The organism is Plantactinospora sp. GCM10030261 (genome assembly GCF_042666615.1).
Taxonomy (GTDB): Bacteria; Actinomycetota; Actinomycetes; order Mycobacteriales; family Micromonosporaceae; genus KBS50.
On record NZ_JBHTDD010000029.1, the window covers coordinates 1 to 13904 of the forward strand.

General features: G+C 73.1%; 16 protein-coding genes. 7 read left to right on the top strand and 9 right to left on the bottom strand.

All coding sequences use genetic code 11. The annotated features are described in order from the left end of the window. Positions 1-101 precede the first annotated feature (101 nt). The 3 genes from ACFQUZ_RS26485 to ACFQUZ_RS26495 form a co-directional block, all read right to left on the bottom strand. Positions 102-1154 carry an AI-2E family transporter gene (locus ACFQUZ_RS26485; RefSeq protein ID WP_377446866.1) on the bottom strand — a complete coding sequence of 351 codons (1053 nt, stop codon included), beginning with the start codon at positions 1152-1154 and terminating at the stop codon, positions 102-104. A 95-nt stretch (positions 1155-1249) separates the two neighbouring features. Then, positions 1250-2041 (bottom strand): spermidine synthase, encoded by a 792-nt coding sequence (locus ACFQUZ_RS26490; protein WP_377446869.1) that lies wholly within the window; start codon positions 2039-2041, stop codon positions 1250-1252. Between the two features lie 84 nt (positions 2042-2125). Continuing rightward, positions 2126-3097, bottom strand: a complete 972-nt coding sequence (locus tag ACFQUZ_RS26495; RefSeq protein WP_377446871.1) for a DUF2267 domain-containing protein — start codon at positions 3095-3097, stop codon at positions 2126-2128. Between the two features lie 135 nt (positions 3098-3232). On the opposite strand from ACFQUZ_RS26495, the gene ACFQUZ_RS26500 reads away from it, so the two are divergent. Beyond that, positions 3233-3541: a hypothetical protein gene (locus ACFQUZ_RS26500; protein WP_377446873.1), complete on the top strand. Its 309-nt coding sequence runs from the start codon at positions 3233-3235 to the stop codon at positions 3539-3541. Positions 3542-3570: 29 nt separating this feature from the next. Here ACFQUZ_RS26500 and ACFQUZ_RS26505 read toward each other — a convergent pair whose 3' ends face one another. Next, entirely contained in the window at positions 3571-3912 is a 342-nt protein-coding gene (locus ACFQUZ_RS26505; RefSeq protein ID WP_377446875.1) for an STAS domain-containing protein, read from the bottom strand. A 48-nt stretch (positions 3913-3960) separates the two neighbouring features. After that, positions 3961-4341, bottom strand: coding sequence for an STAS domain-containing protein (locus ACFQUZ_RS26510; protein ID WP_377446878.1), 381 nt, complete (start codon positions 4339-4341; stop codon positions 3961-3963). A 373-nt stretch (positions 4342-4714) separates the two neighbouring features. Between ACFQUZ_RS26510 and ACFQUZ_RS26515 the strand changes: the two genes are divergently transcribed. The 5 genes from ACFQUZ_RS26515 (at position 4715) to ACFQUZ_RS26535 (ending at position 9168) form a co-directional block, all read left to right on the top strand. Further along, positions 4715-6397 (top strand): PP2C family protein-serine/threonine phosphatase, encoded by a 1683-nt coding sequence (locus tag ACFQUZ_RS26515; protein ID WP_377446881.1) that lies wholly within the window; start codon positions 4715-4717, stop codon positions 6395-6397. Beyond that, complete coding sequence (locus ACFQUZ_RS26520) at positions 6394-7431, top strand: B12-binding domain-containing protein (protein ID WP_377446884.1); 1038 nt, start codon at positions 6394-6396, stop codon at positions 7429-7431. Before ACFQUZ_RS26515 ends, ACFQUZ_RS26520 begins: the two co-directional genes overlap by 4 nt. A gap of 203 nt (positions 7432-7634) precedes the next feature. Continuing rightward, positions 7635-7982, top strand: coding sequence for an STAS domain-containing protein (locus tag ACFQUZ_RS26525; RefSeq protein ID WP_377446887.1), 348 nt, complete (start codon positions 7635-7637; stop codon positions 7980-7982). Between the two features lie 66 nt (positions 7983-8048). After that, positions 8049-8495: a response regulator gene (locus ACFQUZ_RS26530; RefSeq protein WP_377446889.1), complete on the top strand. Its 447-nt coding sequence runs from the start codon at positions 8049-8051 to the stop codon at positions 8493-8495. A gap of 199 nt (positions 8496-8694) precedes the next feature. Further along, entirely contained in the window at positions 8695-9168 is a 474-nt protein-coding gene (locus ACFQUZ_RS26535; RefSeq protein WP_377446892.1) for an ATPase, read from the top strand. 84 nt (positions 9169-9252) lie between these two features. On the opposite strand, the gene ACFQUZ_RS26540 is transcribed toward ACFQUZ_RS26535, so the two are convergent. Further along, entirely contained in the window at positions 9253-10068 is an 816-nt protein-coding gene (locus ACFQUZ_RS26540; RefSeq protein ID WP_377446894.1) for a hypothetical protein, read from the bottom strand. Between the two features lie 388 nt (positions 10069-10456). Between ACFQUZ_RS26540 and ACFQUZ_RS26545 the strand changes: the two genes are divergently transcribed. After that, on the top strand, positions 10457-11368 hold the full coding sequence (locus tag ACFQUZ_RS26545; RefSeq protein ID WP_377446897.1) for an endonuclease/exonuclease/phosphatase family protein: 912 nt from the start codon (positions 10457-10459) through the stop codon (positions 11366-11368). 223 nt (positions 11369-11591) lie between these two features. On the opposite strand, the gene ACFQUZ_RS26550 is transcribed toward ACFQUZ_RS26545, so the two are convergent. The 3 genes from ACFQUZ_RS26550 to ACFQUZ_RS26560 form a co-directional block, all read right to left on the bottom strand. Beyond that, the gene (locus ACFQUZ_RS26550; protein ID WP_377446900.1) at positions 11592-12017 is read right to left on the bottom strand and encodes an OsmC family protein; all 426 of its coding nucleotides are present in this window, start codon (positions 12015-12017) and stop codon (positions 11592-11594) included. A gap of 169 nt (positions 12018-12186) precedes the next feature. Further along, a complete protein-coding gene (locus ACFQUZ_RS26555) occupies positions 12187-13002 on the bottom strand; it encodes an alpha/beta fold hydrolase (RefSeq protein WP_377446903.1) in 816 nt (271 codons plus the stop codon). Next, positions 13002-13886 carry an SDR family oxidoreductase gene (locus ACFQUZ_RS26560; RefSeq protein ID WP_377446906.1) on the bottom strand — a complete coding sequence of 295 codons (885 nt, stop codon included), beginning with the start codon at positions 13884-13886 and terminating at the stop codon, positions 13002-13004. Before ACFQUZ_RS26560 ends, ACFQUZ_RS26555 begins: the two co-directional genes overlap by 1 nt. Positions 13887-13904 lie beyond the last annotated feature (18 nt).

The following is a 13904-nucleotide window of genomic DNA, read 5'->3' on the forward strand; positions in this document are numbered from 1 at the left end:
GCCTCGGCCCGCGCCGGTCCGCCTCGGCCCGCGCCGGTCCGCCTCGGCCCGCGCCGGTCCGCCTCGGCCCGCGCCGGTCCGCCTCGGCCCGCGCCGGCCCGTCAGGTCACGGCCCGGCCGCGCGCCTCGCGAACCAGAATGCCGATGATCGACGCCGCGGGGATCGCCAGCAACGCTCCCACGATGCCGGCCAGGTCGGCGGCGATCAGCACACTGATCAGCACCGTCAACGGGCTGAGCCGGACGATCCGGGAATAGATAAGTGGTTGCAGGACGTGGTTCTCCACCTGCTGGTAGACCACGAAGAAGACAAGCACCACGATGCCGGCGACGGGGGAGTGCAGGAAGCTCGCGCCGGCCGCGATGACCGCGCCGATGGTGGCGCCGACCAGGGGGATCAGGTCCGCGACGGCGACCAGCACGGCCAGCAACCCGGCGTACGGGACACCCAGCACCGCCATCACCGCGAAGGTCAACCCGCCGCAGATCACGCTGATCAGGAGGTTCCCGCTGATGTAACCGGTGATGGTCCGGGCGGACTGGTGACCGATCCGGCGCACCCGAGGCACCTGCCGGTCGGGGACGAAGGAGAGGACGCCGCTGACGATCCGCGGCGCCTGCAACACCATGAGGTACGCCAGCACCGCGATGGTGATCAGGCCGGCCAGCGTGGTGATCGCCGCCTTGATGGCACCCAGCGACGACTGCTGGAGCCGCTGACCGTACTGGCGGAACTGCTCGGCGTGCGAGTCGATGAACTGCCGCAGGTGCAGCCGCTCCAGCAGGCCGCCGATCGGTCCCTGCCCGGCGCGCGCCTCGCGGGCCAGGTGTGGCAGCCGCTCGCTGAGTTGGCTGGCCTCACCGGCCAGCGGCGCGATGACCAGCGCGGCCAGCGCGGCCAGCAGCACGAAGACGGCCAGGAAGACGAGCAGGGTGGCCAGCCAACGCCACCGGACGAGGCGTCGCTCGGTCCAGTTCACGGCGGGATGCACCGCCACCGCGAAGAACACCGCCACCAGGATCCAGCTCAGCACCCGGCGGGTCACCCAGATCAGCGCGAGAGTCAACGCCGTGGCGAGCAGCAGACCAATGACGATCATGACGCGCCGGGCCGTCGCCCGGTCGTCACCGGTCACCGGTCCGGGGCCGTCCACCCGGCCCGGCTACCCGGCCGGCGGAACCGGAAACCGCTGGGCGGGACCGGGTCGGGTCTACCCGGGGTGGTGCGGCCGGGCCAGGGTCGGCCGGGTCAAGTCGGGTCGTGCACCGGGCGGGCCCCGGCCGCGAACCCGGACAGGGCGGCCCCGGCGAGCACCCGACCGGGGGCCGGATCCCGCGCCGCGCGCGTCGCCAGCCGGGCGATCGGCAGCCGACCCGGGCGTCGTGCCGCCGCCAGCACGACGTTGCCGTACCGCCGGCCGCCCAGCATGCCGCCGGCCGCGATCAGGCACACCTCGGCGAAAACCGACCGCAGGGTCGCCACCTGGGCACGGGAGAAGACCAGGGGCGGCAGATCGGTCAGGTTCACGGCATAGAGCCCGTCCGGGCGTAGTGCCCGGGCCGCCTCGGCGGCGAACTCGGCGGTGGTCAGGTGGCCCGGCATCCGGGCGCCCTCGTACACGTCGACCAGCACCAGGTCGTACCGGCCGGACGGTTCGGCGGCCACCGCCTCCCGCGCGTCCGCCACCTCGACCGTCACGCCTGGCGGCGGGGGCAGTTCGCGTCGGACCAGATCCATGAGAGAGGCGTCCCGGTCCACCACCCGCTGCGCGGAGCCGGGACGGGTGGCCGCCAGGTAGCGTGGCAGGGTCAGCGCGCCGCCGCCGAGATGCAGCGCGCGCAGGGGCACGCCGACCGGTGCCGCGGTGTCCAGCACCGAGGCCATCCGTCGGACGTAGTCGAAGCGCAGCCGCCGCGGGTCGTCGAGGTCGACATAGGACTGTTCGACGCCGTCGACAAACAGGGTCCAGCCGGCGGGGTGGTGGGGGTCGGGAGCCAGGACCGTCTCGACGGTGGCCGACCGGAGTCCGCGTCGGGGCACCGGCGGAGACTACCCGGTCCCGCCGGCCCGTACTCGCCGGCCAACTGGGCGGCCGGAGGCGGACCGCGACCGACGACGGGACAGTCAGGACAGCCCGGCGCCCGCGTCCTCGACGGCGTCGTCCACCCGGTGCGCGAGGTCGACGTCCAGGCCGGTGACGCCCTCGGCCCGGCCGGTGCGCACGGTGAGCACGGCGGTGTCCGGGGTGGGACGACCGATGCTCGGGCCCCGGCCCAGCTCGGGCTTGAGCCGGGACAGGCGGTCGAGCACCCGATCCAGGTTCGCCGGCGGCAGCTCGATGGTCCGGCACAGCACACCGTCCTCGACCGACCAGTACGGCAGCCGGGCCAGGGCGGTGGCGAGGTCCTCGGCGGCCAGCTCGGCGGTGCCGCTGGAGGGACCGACCAGATCCCCGCCGGTGGGCAGCGGTCCGACCAGTTCGCGCAGGGCCACCGGCAGGTCGATCGAGTCGAGCAGCCCAGCGTGGGCGTCGGCGAGGGCGGTCAGGGTCGCCTGCGCCTGGTATCGGGCCCGCTCGGTGGTGCGGCGGCTGAGCCGGGCCACCTCCGCGACGAAGCCCGCCACGTCCCGCTGTCGGTCCACCGTCTCGATCCGGATGTCCTCGGACAATTCAGCCGGTAGGGCGTCGAGGAGTCGTTCCCGGTCACCCTCGGCGAGAGCCCGGGCCAACACGGCCACCGTGGCCTCCGCCACCGATCGGGCGTCGGTGAACTCCACCCCGGTTCGTCGGCTGATCTCGTCGACCAGGGTGCGGTAGCCGATCGTCTCCACGCGGGATCCTGGCGGTCGGGCCGGCCGGGTGGTGACGGGCGTGGGGGATGCGGGCCTGCCGGCCGACGGTTCCATCGGCCGCCCCGGGACGGGCTTGTGGGCGCCCGCCGGGCGGGGGCCGGAACGCCGCTTGTCCGGTTGGTGGGAGGGTTGTTTGCTGGCGCCGAGCGTGGCATCCGCCTCGCTGGCCCGCCGGCCGCTCTGCCGGGCCCGCCTGGCCAGCGCCCGACGCCGTTGGTTGTCACCCTCCATCTGCTTGCCCATGGAACGGCATTCCCGCGGGACACCTGGCGAAACGAGACTTCGGATCACCTGGCTGGGGTGAGGATGGCTCATCCCGGCGCACCGCATCATCGAGCTGGACCGGAAGCTTCCGACACAGGCGGAAGGTAGGTCGTCATGAAGCGGATCGTCGAGATCGTTCCCGCCCGGCCCGGTTGGTACGCGCGGTGGCGGGGCGCGTCGGATGTCACCCGTTCTTATCCGGTGACGATCTGGGCACTGGTGGAGGACAGCGCGGACGACAGCCGCGAGGTGATCGGGATCGACGTGCTGGGCCAGTGGCCCGGTGGCGACGACATCGAGGACGACGCGGTGTTCGTCCGCTATCTCTTCCACGCGCCCGGGGATGGCGAACCCGGCGACGCACTGCCGGATGTGGACCCGATAGGGGCGGCGGAGCGCCCTCGGCCGGTGAGCGCGACGTGACGGTGAGCTGATCCGGGCGACGTCGGCTCCTACCCGACGGCCGAACCGGCCGCCGGGAGGGCGAACACCCGGTCCAGGCCGGTGCGCTCGAAGAGGCGGACGAGCGCCGGTCCGGCGTTGACCGGTGACATGCTTCCACCGCTGGCCACCGCGCACCGGCGAACCTCGATCAACGCGCTGAGCCCGGACGAGTCGCACATGTCGACTCCGGCCAGGTCCACCGTGAGGTGGCAGTGGCCGTCGGCCAGCAACCGGTTCGCGGCCCGGACGAACGCAGGGGCGGTATCGAAGTCGAGGTCGCCGGCGAGCCGCATGGTCACCGACTGTCGGCCGTGCCGGGTGGTCTCGAAGCGCAACGGTCCGCTGGGCATGGTCTCAGTGTGCCCAGTGGACGGGGTGCGGGAAACCAGCGTGCGCCATCATCCGGCGGGGACGCGGTTCGCGTCCAACCCGTCGGGTGGGGCCGGTTGGCGCGCCAGCAACTCGGCGACCCCGGTGATGCGCAGGATGTTCTCCAGGAACGCCGGGACGCCTCGCAGCGTCAGCAGGATGCCCGCCTCCTGGCAGGCCCGCCAGGCCCGGACGATGACGGAGAGCCCGGTGCTGTCCACAAACCGCAGCGCCGTCGTGTCGATCACCAGACGCCCGGGCCCGGTCTCGATGAGGCGTTCCAGCTCGACCCAGAGGCCGCCGCTCGTCTGGAAATCCAGATCTCCGCCGACCAGGACGACGGGACAGGTCGGCTCGGAGGTGTCCGCGGTCAATCGCAGGGGAGTGGCGGGGCCGTCGTCTCGCTGCACGGCAACCACCTCCTCCCGCCACGTTCACGAGCCGTTGCGCAGAGCGTAACAACCCCGTTCCGGGCGTCGACGGGCCGACCCGGTGGCTCCCGTCACACCATGCCGCCCGCGGGGCGACCGGGCACGGCGGGTGGCATGGTGTGACGGCGAACCGGGCACCGACGCGGTGCCCGGTCGGTATCGGGCGCGCGGCCGGCGGCGCCGGGTGGCGATGTCGGCGGATCGGCGTACGCTGGCTCGGACGTGGACAGCCGGGGGCGCCCGGACGAGGGCAGCATGGGGGCGTGGGGACGCGCAGGACGACAAGGAGTGGGCTCAGCCGGTGAACTCCGCCGACGTCAGGGGCTGGGACGCGGGTGACGGGAGGAGCTCGATGCCGGAAGCCGCCGCTCAGCGGGTGCCGACCAGCTCGAAGGCGCCCGTCCGACCCACCGCGCCGGCCACCCCTACTCCCGACCTGACCGCCGCCGCCGACCACTTCCGCGAGGGTCTGGTCATCTGCGACACCGGCGGAGTGGTGCGGTACGTCAGCGCGGTCGCCGCCGGTGTGTTGCCCGACCTGGTCGTCGGCCGGCCGCTCACCGCCGCCGGCATCGACGGCCTGACCGCCGGGTCCGCCGACCCCTCCGAGTTCACCCACCGGGACCGCCGACTGCGGACCCGTCGGCTCCGCCTGGACTCCGAGCACCTGGCCTGGTACGTCGAGGACGTCACCGACGCGGTCCACCGGGCCGACGCGCTGCTCGCGGAGCGCTCCCGGTCCGGCTTCCTCGCTACCGCGAGCCAGCGGCTGGGCAATCCCCTGCACATCGATCGGGCCGCACGGGCGGTCGTCCGGCTGGCGGTGCCGGTGCTGGGCGACGTGGCGGTCGTGGTGCTCAGCCCGCAGGGTGGCCGGCACCGGTGGTGGCGGGCCCAGCCCGGGCCGAACCGCCCCGCCGTCGACGGTGGCGGGCTGGCTGGCGGGGAACTGCCGGCCGTGGTCGCGGCGGCGCTGGCCGGCACCGAGCCGCACGAGATGGACTGGCTGCTCGAACAACTCGCCGAGGCCGGCTGGCTGCCGGCCGGACGCCCACACGACATCACCGCCCGGATCGTGCCTTTGCCCGGCAGCGGATCGCCCACCGGCGCGCTGATCGTGGCCCGGCCGGTGAGCCGGCCCTTCGAGCCGGCCGACGTGGACGTGCTGCGCGGATTCGCGGCACGGGCGGGCGCCGCTGTCACCGCGGCGCTGCTCTACCGCGAGCAGGCCGAGATCGCCGAGACGCTGCAGAGTAGCCTGTTGCCGGCCACGCCAGCCCCGGTGGCCGGGATGCAGTGGGGGGCGGCGTACCGACCGTCGCAGGCCACGTTGCGCATCGGTGGAGACTTCTACGGCACCCACCCGTTGCCCGACGGTGGCTCGTTGTTCTTTCTCGGCGACGTCTCCGGCAAGGGAGTCGAGGCGGCCGTGTTCACCGGGCAGCTCCGGCAGGGGTTGCAGGCGCTGCGCCGGGTCGAGACCGATCCCCGACGCCTGCTGTACCTGCTCAACGACGCCGTGCTGGAGACCGCGCGGGCCAACGGCCAGGGCCGGTTCGCCACGATCGTGCTCGGTATGGCGACGCCGCACCGGGACGGCGGGTTGACCCTCACCATGGCCGGCGGTGGGCACCTTCCCCCGTTGCTGCTGCGGGCCGACGGCTCGGTCGAGACCGTCGAGCTGGGCGGCATGCTGATCGGGGTGGTGCCCGATCCGCACATCGGGCAGGAGACCGTCCGGCTCGCCCCCGGGGAGAGTTGCGTGCTCTACAGCGATGGGGTGACCGAGGCGCGCGGCGGCCGGCACGGCGACGAGCAGTACGGCAGTGACCGGCTTGCGCACGTCCTGACCGGTTGCCATACGATGCCGGCGCCGGCGCTGGCCGAGCGGGTCGAGCAGGTGACCTGTGACTGGCTGGGCGGCGGCGACCACGACGACATCGCCGTCTTCGCGGTCCGGGCCGCGCCGGCGGGCGGCGCGCGGCATCTACACGCCGTCCCGGACCTCGCCGGGCAGGAGACGAACGCTCCGTGAGCGATTCCACCGACGCACTCGCCGCGGCGTATCCGGATCTGATCCGGTGTCTCGGCGAAGCCGACGAGTACGGGGCCACCGACGTCGCGCTCGGCCTGCTGGCCGCCGGGGTGCCCGCCGAGGCGGTGCTGCTGGAGCTGATCGCTCCGGCGCAGGCACAGGTCGGACAGTGGTGGCAGCGCAACGAGTGGAGCGTCGCCCAGGAACACGCCGCCACCCACATCAGCGAGCGGGTGGTGGCCGCCGTCTCGTCGTACGCCAGCCCGCGACCCAACCGCGGTCGGGTGGTCGTAGCGTGCATGGACGGGGAGTGGCACGCCCTGCCGGTCCGGCTGGTCGCCGAGGTGCTGCGGTTGCGGGGCTGGAACGTGACCTTCCTGGGCGCCAGCGTCCCCGCCGCGCATCTCGTCTCGTACCTGCACCGGTACGACGCCCACGCGGTGGCGCTGGGCTGCGCGCTGCCCATGCGGTTGCCCCAGGCGCACGCCATGATCGAGGCGTGCCGGCGGGCCGACGTACCGATCCTCGTCGGCGGTCGGGGGTTCGGCGCCGATGGCCGGTGGGCGGCGCGCCTGGGTGTGGCCTGGGCGCCGGACGCGACGTCCGCGGCCGCCGCGCTCACCGGGGAGGCGTTGTTCGACGAGGCGTCCGAGGTGGAGTTGCCACACCTGGCCGACGACGAGTACGCCGGCCTGGTCCGCCGCCGGGGCGAGCTGATCGACAGCGCCCTCGCGGACCTGACGGACCACGTTCCGGCGACGCGGGAGTACTCCGGGCCGCAGCTCGACCGGACGGTCGAGGATCTCGGGCACATCGTGGATTTCCTGGCCGCGGCCGTCTACGTCGACGACCAGACGTTGTTCGGTGAGTTCGTCGACTGGCTCGGCGAGGTGCTGACCAGCCGTGGCGTGCCGCGCGAACCGGTCGCCCGGACGCTGGCCCATCTCGCCGACGAACTGCGCGACTTTCCCCGGGCCCGCGGGTTCCTCGGCGCTGGTCAGGCTGCCCTGACCGCACCCGCGTTGACCAGTTGATCCTCGTTTCGTCGCGAGGTTCCGACGGCCTCGGTCGGCCGGGCCGCCGGCGGAACGGGTTCCACCGGCGGCGGTCGGCGGGTCCACCGCATCGCCCTTTCGCCGAAACGCCCGGGTCACCGGTGCGCCGGTATCCCGGGACGCGCGTATGCTTGCGCCACCGCAACGGTTGACGGTGCGAATCTTGACCGAAGGATCAGTCCATGAGCTTTTCCGTCTCCCACACCCCGACGGGTGAGGTCGCGCGGATCGTGCTCACCGGGGAGTTGGACATGGCCACCGCGCCGGAGCTGACCACGGTGATCGAGGACGTGGTGCAGGCCGGGGCCCAGCGACTGCTGGTGGACCTCAGCGACCTGGAGTTCTGCGACTCGACGGGGATGGCCGCCTTTGTTCGGGGGGACAACCTGACCCGCGCCCGGGGCGGCTGGCTGCGGCTGACCGGTGCCGGTGGGACGGTGGACCGGGTGTTGCGGGTGAGCGGACTCGCCGACCTTCTCTATCAGCAGCCGGAGGAGATCGCCGACCCCGTGGTTTTGCCGGACCACTGATCGGTTAAATTGCCGGCCAGCGGTCGGTCGTCGGCCGCGGCCAACCGAAGAAGCAGGCAGGTTGCGATGGCTGCAGGTGTTTCCAATCCGGTCCGCATCCTGGTGGTCGACGACGACCCCGGCGACGTCCTCATGATCGAGGAAGCACTCGAAGAGTCCGCGATCAACAAGCAGATCGACGTGGTGGGCGACGGTCAGGAGGCGATGGAGTTCCTCCGCGGCGAGGGCCGGCACCCGGGAGCCGAGCGTCCGGACATGATCCTGCTCGACCTCAACATGCCCCGGATGGACGGTCGCCAGGTGCTCAGCCAGGTCAAGGGGGACGACGACCTGCGGACGATCCCGATCGTCGTGCTCACCACCTCCAGCGCGGACACGGACATCCTCAGCAGCTACAGCCTCCAGGCGAACGCCTACGTGACCAAGCCGATCGGCCTCGACGACTTCACCGACGTGGTTCGGCGGATCGACGAGTTCTTCGGTCGGGTGGTTGTGCTGCCCCGCCAGCGTTGATCATCGGCGGGCCGGTGGACGCGCCGGTGGGTGCCGTGGGTGCGGACCGCCCGTGGTGACCGCTTCGCGGCTACCGGCCCGTCCCGGTCCGCCGAACGGCCAAATAGCGAGCAAGTTTCGCAGAACGGTCCCGGCCGTCGTGGGCGCCCGGTCAGGATGTCGGAGGAGACGGTAACCGGCTGCCTGGGGGGCATCGCAGATGGAATTCTCCGCCGTCGATCATGATCGTGATCGGAACCGAATCGCCTCGTCACTGGCCGAACTGGGGGACCGCCTCGCGCACACGGCGGAGCGGGTGGCAGCCGATCCGGTTCGCGCCGAGTTGAGCCTCGTCCAGGCCGAGATCTATCGGTTGCGGGGCCTGCTGACGGCCGGGTGCGCGCCACCGCCGGTCCACCGGACGTCACCGGGGCCCGCGGAGCGGGCTGCCGCCGACCTGCTGGCCCAGGCCCGCAACGCCCTGCTCGCGGCGCACGAGGAGGCTCGCCAGGTGCGGGACCGCGCCTACGAGGAGGCGATGCAGGCTCGCCGGGACTTCGAGGCCGCTCTGTACGCCCGGCGGCTGCGGGAGGAACGGGCCGACGAGATCCTCCGGAACGTGGTCATCCGGATTCCGGCGGAGGAGCCGGTGGGCGGGCCGGTGCCGGCGACCCGGGTGGCCGAGGCGGGTTGACCGTCGAGGACGTCCGGGCCGGCCAGGGCCGAGGTGGACACCGGCGGGCATCGGGTGGGCGCCGCGGACCGCGCCCGCGGTGACTCAGACCAGCGCGTCGACCACCGTGCGGGCCCGTGTCTCGTGCTTGGCGTACGCGTCCGGGAAGGCGGACGCCTGCACCGCCTGCGCGGCGCCGCTCAGGCTGAGCGACTGCCAACCGGCCACCGTGAGCAGCGCCTGGTAGAACTTCTGGGCCGCGTAGGCGGGTCGCATGAGGTTGGCCACGGTGCCCCAGCCGCTGCTCGGCCGCTGCTGGAACAACCCGACCGAATCGTGGTCGGCGCCGGAGCCCTGGTTCGGGTAGTCCTGGGACTCCGGCAGCACGTCGCTGGCCAGGTTGTAGAGGTTGCTCTCCTGCATCGCGGTGGCTACCGCGACGACCAGGCCCTGCCGCGGGACGCCGAGCTTGCGACCGACCGCCACGATGGTGGCGGCGTTGTCCATCTGCGCCTGGGTGAGTCCCGCCACCGGTCGTGGCCGGGCCGGTTTCGCCGGCTTGGTCGCTGTGGGCTTCGGCTTGGCGCTCGGCGTGGGGCTGGCCGGGGCCGTGGGGGTGGGCAGCGGCGCCCGCTCGGCGGAGCGGCCGGCGTGCTGCTGCTCGGCCGCGACGGCCCGATCCACCACCGCGGCGGGGAGCGGGTCAGGGGTGTCCAGCGCGGCGCGTGTCTCGTGTACCGCGATGAAGCCCAGGCCACAGGTCACCGAGGCGGCGACGGCGATCCGCACCGGTGTCGAGCCGAACAGGGGAGCGAACCGCCGCTGGCGAGGGATCCGACGTTCGGGGGATACAGCCTCCATCGAGCGGGTACGCGCCGGTGAGTCGGGCAGGTCTTGGGGGATTGTGTCCTTTCCGTGCACCCGCCGAGGCTAGGCAGGTCATCGCGGAGTTGCCGCAGCTCGGGGCGTGGCATACCGCACAATCTGCGGTCGGGAGGGCCAATAAATCGCATAAAGCAGGACGAACGCGATGAAAATGATGTAAACGCTATATGCGAAAGATCCGATATGGCGATGCCGAGGTGACTTTTCGCCATCGGTCGTCTGCCAGATCGCCCCATTCGGGCGGCTCGTCCGTTCGGCCCACCCCACCGGGGTCGGGCGGCGGGCGGTCTGCGGACCGATCGGGCCAGGTTCGAGGAGTCCCGTCGCGTAACGGCCATCCACGATCGGATCTACGGAAACGGCGGTGATGATCATAAGCAGGAACGCGATCGGGGGGCCGCCGGCCGCCGGATCGACGAGGGGTGTGGCGGCGCGGTCGATCCGGTCCCGAGGTCGGCTGGTCGTCCTGACCGCCGTGCTGCTGGCCGCTCTGATCGCCGGCCATCGGCTGATCCCCAACGTGCGGGGTCTCGGCAGCCTCGTCGACACGGGAGTGCCGTACCTGGGGCTGGCCGTCCCCGCACTGGCCTTCGCCGCGCTGCTGCGCCGGTCACGGCTGGGGCTCGCCGCGGTCGCCCTGCCCGCCGTCGTCTGGACCGTTCTGGTCGGGGCGGCCTGGCTGCCGGCCGACGGCGGCCCGGTGCGGCTGCGGGTGGTCAGCCAGAACCTGATGGCCGGTAACCCGGACCCGGCTGCCACGGTCGCCCGGCTCGCGGGGACCGGCGCCGACCTGGTGGCCGTGCAGGAGTTGACGGACGGCGACCGTCCCGCGGTCGAGGACGCCCTGCGGGCCAGCCACCCGCACACCACCACGATCTCCACCGTCGGCTTGTGGAGCCGCTACCCGGTGAGCGAGTCCTCGGGCGTGGACACCGGCTTGAGTTGGACGCGGGCGCTGCGCGCGGTGATCGACACCCCCGACGGCGAGTTGGTGGTGTACGTCGTACACCTGGGCTCGGCCCGCGCCGGTGCCACGGCGCTGCGGGACCGGACGGTGGCCCGGCTCGCCGAGCGGCTACGTGCCGAACCGGCCCGCCGGCTGATCGTGCTTGGCGACTTCAACACCTCGACCAGTGACCGGGTGATCGTTCCACTCACCAGCATGCTGCGCGACGCCCAGGCGGACGCCGGCCGAGGCCCCGGGTTCACCTGGCCGGCCGAGTTGCCGGTGATGCGTCCGGACCAGGTGCTCTATCGAGGGCTCACGGCGGCCAGCGCGGGCGTGCTGCGCACCCCGGCGAGCGACCACCGCGCGGTGACCGCAGGCTTCGCCTGAGCGAACGGGCCCCGGCTTGATCCACTAGTTGTCGGCGTAATAGGGGTGTCCCGGTCGGTATGACCCCGCTATTTCGCCGACATCGAGTCGATCAGTTCGGAAGGCCGCGCCGGGCCGGGTCGGCATGGGGCGCTGTGCCGTTGCCGTGACCCGCGGTTGCGGGAGGTCCTGCCGGGATCCGGCCGCTGACCCTGGTGGTGGAACCGGAGCAACGTCGCCAGGGTCAGCGTTGCCGACCGTCGGCGGCGGCGACGGTGAGCGAGTGCCGGCCACCGTCCGAGCTGGAGAACGGCCACAACCGGTCGGCATGGGCGACCAGGTCGGCGAGCTGGTCACGGGTCAGGCCCACCGACGAGATGCTGGCGTGCACGTCGGCGTGGTACCGGCCGTCGGGATCCCGGCCGAGCCGGGCCTGGGCGCGTACCTGCACGGTGTGCGCCTCGTCGGTGACCTGCGCGGCCGCCTCCACCGCCGCGTGATGCAGGCAGGAGGCGAAGGCCGCGGCCAGCAGTTGTTCGGGAGTGAGCCCGTTGCAGTGCGGAGCCAGCGGCGAGGCGAGAGCGTTGCACAGCGCCCCGTCATCGGTCCGGACATGGCCGCCTTCGGCGATCGCCTCGGCCTCGTGCAGCCAGGCATCGTGCTCCGACATGCCTACCCCCCAGGTCGCTGGGGTGGGCTACCCGGCCGGCGGGCCCCGAAACCCGGACCGGGCCCCGCCCCCGGCCTGCTCCGACCCCCAGGCGAAGCCGTTCCGCCTGGTCCAACCCCTGGCCGGGCCCTCCCCAGCCCGATCCCGGAACCGGTCCGGGCGGGACCGCTCACCGTCCGGACGTTCCTCCGGAGCTGCCGGTGGTGGCCAGGATGACTGACGCCACCAGGTCCGGATCGTCGTGCATGGGCACGTGACCGCACCCGGTCAACTCCACATGGCGGGCCGCCGGCAGCCGCTCGCGGGCCCGCGCGGCCTGCCGGTACGGCAGGATCCGGTCACGACTGCCCCAGGCCACGGTCACCGGCACCGGCGGCACGTCCACGGGAACGCCGCGGAAGGCGTACCCCCGGCCGGCTCGGGCCACCGCCCGGAACGCCCGGGCGCCGGCCAGCGCGCGCGCGTCGGCCAGCGCCGCGTCGATCGGGATCCGGTCGGGCCGGGCCAGCAGCATCCCGTACGACAGGCCGCGCAGCGCGGCGGTGCCGAGCGCCCGACGCAGCACCGGAGCCGGCAGCCGGGCCGCCACCCGGTGCAGGCTCAGCACCCGGACCGCCCAGCGCAGCTCGCGCGGGGTACAGAAGCCGGCCGGAGAGATCGCGGTGGCCGACGCGGCCAGCCCGGCCGCCGCGAGCTCCAGCGCGATGGCGCCGCCGAGGCTGTTTCCCGCCACGTGCGGGCGGTCCAACCCGAGCGCGGCACAGACCTCCGCCACTCCGGCCACCACCGACGGCATGTCCCGGGGCAGCCCGTTCGCCGGCACCGGCGAGCCGCCGAAGCCCGGCAGGTCGATCGCCACCACGTCGTGTACGGCGGCGAGCCGGTCCAGCACCGGCAACCACGCCCGCCAGTGGTGACCGATGCCATGCAGCAGTACGAGGGGCTCGCCCACCCCCCGACGTTCGAATACGACATCGAGCGACATCAGAACACGGTGTCTCCGCCTCCGGCGGTGTGCCGACCGAACTCACGTCCCAGGGCGCGTACCTCCGCCTCCATGGCGGGGACGGTGGTGCCCGCCGACCGACCGATCAGCCGGTCGCTGAGCGGGCTGACCAGCAGCGACCGGAAGGCCTGCGCGCCAGCCAGCCCACGTGGCACGTACACCCGGCGTTGCCGGCGCTCGATGGCCCGGACGAACGCGGCGGCGCAGGTCTCGACGGAGGTCGTCGCGCCGAACGACCGGGGCAGCCGGGCCAGGGCGGCGCGGAACGACGGCAGGTCCTCCTTGGCGTCGCGCACCAGGTCGGTGTCCACCCACGACATGTGGGCGGTGCCGACGGCGACCCCGTGGTGGGCGAGTTCCAGCCGGATGGCCGTGCCGAAGTGTTCCACCCCGGCCTTCGAGGCGCAGTACGCCGCCATGCCTGGCATCGCGGCGAACGCGGCGGCGGAGGAGACGATGAGCAGGTAGCCACGGCTGGCGATGAGCGCCTCGACGGTGGCACTGGCGGTCCGCATCACCCCGGTCAGGTTGACCTCGACCGTCCGGGCGAGCGCCTCGATGTCAGCGGTGGCCAGCGTGCCCCGGTTGGCCACGCCGGCGTTGGCCACCACCGTGTCGATCCGGCCGAACCGGTCCAGCGTGCCGCGCACCGCTCTGGCCAGGCTGGCCTGGTCGGTGACGTCGGCGGGAAACCAGGCGTGGTCGCCATCCAGGTCGGCGCGGATCGTGGCGAGCCGTTCCGGTTCGAGCCCGACCAGCGCCACCCGGGCGCCTCGCGCGGCGGCCAGCCTGGCGGTGTGTTCACCGATGCCGCGGGCGGCGCCGGTGACCAGGACGACGGTGCCGGACAGGGAACGGCTCACGGGTCCTCCGGGAGAAGC